Origin of the sequence: Streptomyces sp. NPDC127117 (assembly GCF_042677325.1) — a bacterium.
GTDB lineage: Bacteria > Actinomycetota > Actinomycetes > Streptomycetales > Streptomycetaceae > Streptomyces.
Window position 1 is genome coordinate 46,347 of sequence record NZ_JBHXTM010000035.1, and the last position, 4,534, is coordinate 50,880.

The following is a 4,534-nucleotide window of genomic DNA, read 5'->3' on the forward strand; positions in this document are numbered from 1 at the left end:
ACCGGCGTCGGCCCTGCCCAACCTGGCAAGCGGCGGGCGGGCCCCGGCCCCCGTCCGCCGGGGGCCCCGGCCGTATGGCACCCCCCGGGCCCCCGCTGCCCGGATGCGTACGGCCGGTGAGCCGGTGACCGGTGTCAGTCCGTGCCGGACTCCATCGCGGCGCGGTCCAGCATCGTCTCCTCGTCCGTGGCCTCGCCGCGGGAGGCGATCGCCTGGGCGCCGCCCTGGTCCATGGCGCCGATCAGACCGGTCGAGGCGGCCTGCGCGGCGCCGATCGGCGCCGCGTGGCCGCCGCCGACCAGGCCCAGGCCGGCGTACTGCTCCAGCCGGGCACGGGAGTCGGCGATGTCCAGGTTCCGCATGGTGAGCTGGCCGATCCGGTCCACCGGGCCGAACGCCGAGTCCTCGGTCCGCTCCATGGAGAGCTTGTCCGGGTGGTAGCTGAACGCCGGGCCCGTGGTGTCGAGGATCGAGTAGTCCTCGCCGCGCCGCAGTCGCAGCGTCACCTCGCCGGTGACCGCCGCGCCGACCCAGCGCTGGAGGGACTCGCGGATCATCAGCGCCTGCGGGTCCAGCCAGCGGCCCTCGTACATCAGCCGGCCGAGCCGACGGCCCTCGCTGTGGTACGCGGCCAGGGTGTCCTCGTTGTGGATCGCGTTGACCAGGCGCTCGTAGGCGATGTGCAGCAGCGCCATGCCCGGGGCCTCGTAGATGCCACGGCTCTTGGCCTCGATGATCCGGTTCTCGATCTGGTCGGACATGCCGAGACCGTGGCGGCCGCCGATCGCGTTGGCCTCCATGACGAGGTCGACGGGGGAGGCGAACTCCTTGCCGTTGATCGTGACCGGACGGCCCTGGTCGAAGCCGACCGTCACGTCCTCGGTGGCGATCTCCACCGACGGATCCCAGAACCGCACGCCCATGATCGGGTCGACCGTCTCGACGCCCGTGTCGAGGTGCTCCAGGGTCTTGGCCTCGTGCGTGGCGCCCCAGATGTTGGCGTCCGTGGAGTACGCCTTCTCCGTCGAGTCCCGGTACGGCAGCCCGTGCGCGAGCAGCCACTCCGACATCTCCTTGCGGCCGCCGAGCTCCGTGACGAAGTCCGCGTCCAGCCAGGGCTTGTAGATCCGCAGGTGCGGGTTGGCGAGCAGGCCGTAGCGGTAGAACCGCTCGATGTCGTTGCCCTTGAACGTGGAGCCGTCGCCCCAGATCTGCACCCCGTCCTCAAGCATGGCCCGCACCAGCAGCGTGCCGGTCACGGCGCGCCCCAGCGGCGTGGTGTTGAAGTACGGGCGGCCGCCCGACCTGATGTGGAACGCGCCGCAGGAGAGCGCCGCAAGCCCTTCCTCGACCAGCGCGGCACGGCAGTCGACGAGCCGGGTGATCTCGGCGCCGTACGCGGAGGCACGGCCGGGCACGGACGCGATGTCGGGCTCGTCGTACTGGCCGATGTCGGCGGTGTACGTGCAGGGGACGGCGCCCTTGTCGCGCATCCAGGCGACGGCGACAGAGGTGTCGAGCCCGCCGGAGAAGGCGATGCCGACGCGCTCGCCGGTGGGGAGGGAGGTGAGGACTTTGGACATAGGAAGACTATGCATCACTTCGCATGATCATGCAACATTTGGTGCCGTGAAACACGACGGGCCGGCCCCGGGGAGGGGCCGGCCCGAAGCGGAACGCGCTCAGGAACGGCGCGTCAGCAGGAGCGCCGGATCGTCAGGAACGGCAGGTCGCCCGCATCTGCGCCGCGGCGTGATGGGCCTTCTCCCACCCCTTGGACCAGTCGTCACCGCGGTCGAGCAGCTTCACCCCGATCGTGGCGCCCTTCATGGCGAAGGTGCCCGCGTCGACCCACTGGCCGCGGTGCGCGACCTGGTTGATCGAGAAGCTGCTGTACATGGTCGTACGGTCGTTGGCGTTGACCAGCACGTGGTACTTCGTCGGGTGCCCGCCCACGTACAGGTTGGTGTTGCTGTTCGGTATGAACACCGAGATCTGGCAGGTCCGGGCCCGGGTGCCGGGCTTCCACCACCACTTGACGCGGTTCTGCATGTCGGTGGAGGTGTCGCCGGACATCGGGATGGAGGAGTAGCTGCCGTTGCAGCCGTTGCCCGTCCAGCCGCCGGAGGAGCGGGTGTACCAGCCGGCGCTGCCGTCGGTGAAGTAGTGGTCCTGCTGGAAGCCGCCGCCGGAGGGGGTGGGGCAGCCGTGGCCGGTCACCCCGGTGTAGACGACGGTCGACTGCGGGGCCGACTTCTGCGCGGTGCCGCCGGCCGCACTGCCCGAGCCGCTGCCACTGCTGCCGCTGCCCGTGTTGGTCTTCCGGGTCGTGGACTTCTCACCGCCGGCGGACTTCCCGCCCCCCGAGCCGTCGCCCGGGCCCCCGGTGTTCCCGCCCGTGCTGCCGCCACCCTCGTTGAGCGGCTTCGATCCGTGCGCACCGTCTGCGGAGGGCCCCGAGCCGCCCTTCCCGTCCTTGCCGGCGGGCGGCTGCTTGCCGGAGCCCGCGCGCGGAGAGGGGGCCGCGGACGCGAACGCGCCGGGCACGTCTCCGTTGCCGGAGCCGAGCATCGTGCCCGGGGCCTCGCCGCTGCCCGCCGAGCGCTTGCCGTCGTTGCCGCCGCCGGTGTGGACGAGGAACGGCACGGTCACCAGCAGGACACCGGCGATGGCGGCGCCCGCGAGGAGCGCCTTGTTCGGACGTCCCGTCCTCTCGGGGGTGTCGGCCGTGGTGGTGGCGGTCATGGTCGCGGTGGCTTCCGCCTCCGCTTCCGCCTCGGCGGTGGCGGTCGCGGTGGCGGCCTCTCCCTCGCCCTCGGCGGTGGCGGTCGCGGTGGCGGCCTCTCCCTCGCCCTCGGCGGTGGCAGCGGTGCCCTCGGCCTCCGCGTCCGGCTCCGCCTCGTTCTTCCGCCCGGATTCCGCCGCTGCCCCGGACGCGGTCTTCGTCTCCTCGCCGGATGCCCCTGCGGACGTCATGGCGGACGCCTCCGGAGCCTCTTCGGCCGCCTCTTCCGCAGACGCGGACGGCTCCGCCGCCGCGGCCGCACCGCTGCGCTTCGCGGAAGCCGCGCGAGCGGTCCGTGCCGGGGTCTCGCCGGCGGCGGCCTCGGCGGTGGCGTGCGCCTCCGGCTCGGAGGCGGCCGCTGCTTCTTCGTTCCTGGACGTGGTCATGGGGTCCTCTGGGTGACGGGACTGGTGGGGAGCTGGTGGGACGAATCGGGGGAACCGCCGGTGGCGGGGGAGGGGACGGCGGGCCGTACGGCGTCGAGGATCAGACGCGCGTCGAGCAGGATGCGTGCCGGGCCCGCCGGGTTGACCGAGACGCGGCCCTCGTCCGCGGCGAGGCCGCGCACCAGGTCGGCGACGGTGACCGTGTCGTGGGCCAGGGCGCCTTCGAACGGCTGGTGGGGTACGGCGGTGAAGAGCGGCACGGCGGGTGAACCGTCGGCCCCGGCGACCGTCAACGGGCCCCCGTCGGGCGCCCGGAGCACCACCGCCTCCGCACCCGCCAGCGCCTCCACGGCGTCGCTCAGCGGGCCGTACCCGGTGACGGCCAACTGCACGGCGGCATCGACCGGATCGGTCGGCTCGGGCCAGCCCAGGGCCGACGGGGACGGCCGGTAGTCCTCGTTGGGCTGCCACTCCGTGACTTCGCCGTCGAGCCCGGAACGCCACTCCCCGGCCACGGCCCAGGGCGGCGGCGGGGCGGCATCGGTCCATGCCGGATCGACGACGCCGATCCAGTGGTCCGGTGCCTCCCGCGCGGCTTCGCGGATGTGGCCGGGAACGGGCGGAAGTTCCCGCCCGGCCGGTCCGTCGGTGTGCTGCATCTGGGTGCCTCGGTTCGTGTCCGTCATGACGCCTGGGGAGCCTCGCCCTCGTGCTGGAGGACCGCCGCGTACGAGGGGTGCTTGAGCAACTCCTCCACCGCCTCGGGGGACAGATGGCGGTGATGGGCGAGCACCGTCAGTACCTGCGCGTCGGTCAGCGCCAGCTCGCGCATGGTCAGGCCGCCGGGCGCGAGGTCCAGCGCGGCCCTCGCGGAGATGAGTGGATCGTGCAGCTGGCGCAGATTCACCTGCCGTACGACGACGTCCCGCACCGCGTACGCGTCGAGGACCCGGCCGAGAACATCGGGCGATGAACCGTCCGAGTCCGACGTGTCGTTGTCGCCGCCCGTGTGCGGGGGCGGCGGTGGCGGTGGTGGCGGCGGGGGAGTCGACGGGGCCGGGGACGACTGGACGGCCGACAGGACGGGGGACGCCGGCGGCGTCGACGCGACCGGGGTGGGCGGTGGCACCGGGGGCAGCGAAGAGCCGTCGCTGAGGGGCCCGTAGTCGTACTCGGTCACCCACCCGTCGGTGCTCTCTTCTTCGAGGTGTGTCCGCGGCGGTAGCGATTCCGTGTCGGCGCCGGTCTCCGTGTCTGTATCCGTCGTCGTTTCGTCGTTCTGTGCCGGGGGTTTGCGTTTGTGGATGTGCTTTGTTCGCTGTGTTGGGGGTGTTGTGGATGTGTTTGTGTCGTTGTCCCCGTC

At 72.5% G+C, this 4,534-nt stretch carries 4 protein-coding genes; all 4 read right to left on the bottom strand.

What is annotated here, in order from left to right:
* Positions 1 to 134: 134 nt before the first annotated feature.
* The 4 genes from argG to ACFVH0_RS27170 all read right to left on the bottom strand — a co-directional run bounded on the left by argG (position 135) and on the right by ACFVH0_RS27170 (position 4,351).
* Positions 135 to 1,583, bottom strand: coding sequence for an argininosuccinate synthase (gene argG, locus ACFVH0_RS27155; RefSeq protein WP_385824271.1), 1,449 nt, complete (start codon positions 1,581 to 1,583; stop codon positions 135 to 137).
* Between the two features lie 133 nt (positions 1,584 to 1,716).
* On the bottom strand, positions 1,717 to 3,171 hold the full coding sequence (locus ACFVH0_RS27160) for a hypothetical protein (protein ID WP_385824273.1): 1,455 nt from the start codon (positions 3,169 to 3,171) through the stop codon (positions 1,717 to 1,719).
* Entirely contained in the window at positions 3,168 to 3,857 is a 690-nt protein-coding gene (locus ACFVH0_RS27165; protein WP_385824275.1) for a type VII secretion system-associated protein, read from the bottom strand. The genes ACFVH0_RS27160 and ACFVH0_RS27165 overlap by 4 nt, the downstream gene beginning before the upstream one ends.
* Positions 3,854 to 4,351, bottom strand: coding sequence for a hypothetical protein (locus ACFVH0_RS27170; RefSeq protein WP_385824277.1), 498 nt, complete (start codon positions 4,349 to 4,351; stop codon positions 3,854 to 3,856). Before ACFVH0_RS27170 ends, ACFVH0_RS27165 begins: the two co-directional genes overlap by 4 nt.
* Between the last annotated feature and the right edge of the window lie 183 nt (positions 4,352 to 4,534).

What these genes read in the sequence shown, in the direction of transcription:
- ACFVH0_RS27165 (WP_385824275.1), bottom strand. Translation starts at nt 3,857, where the DNA reads ATGACGGACACGAACCGAGGCACCCAGATGCAGCACACCGACGGACCG.
- argG (WP_385824271.1), bottom strand. Translation starts at nt 1,583, where the DNA reads ATGTCCAAAGTCCTCACCTCCCTCCCCACCGGCGAGCGCGTCGGCATC.
- ACFVH0_RS27160 (WP_385824273.1), bottom strand. Translation starts at nt 3,171, where the DNA reads ATGACCACGTCCAGGAACGAAGAAGCAGCGGCCGCCTCCGAGCCGGAG.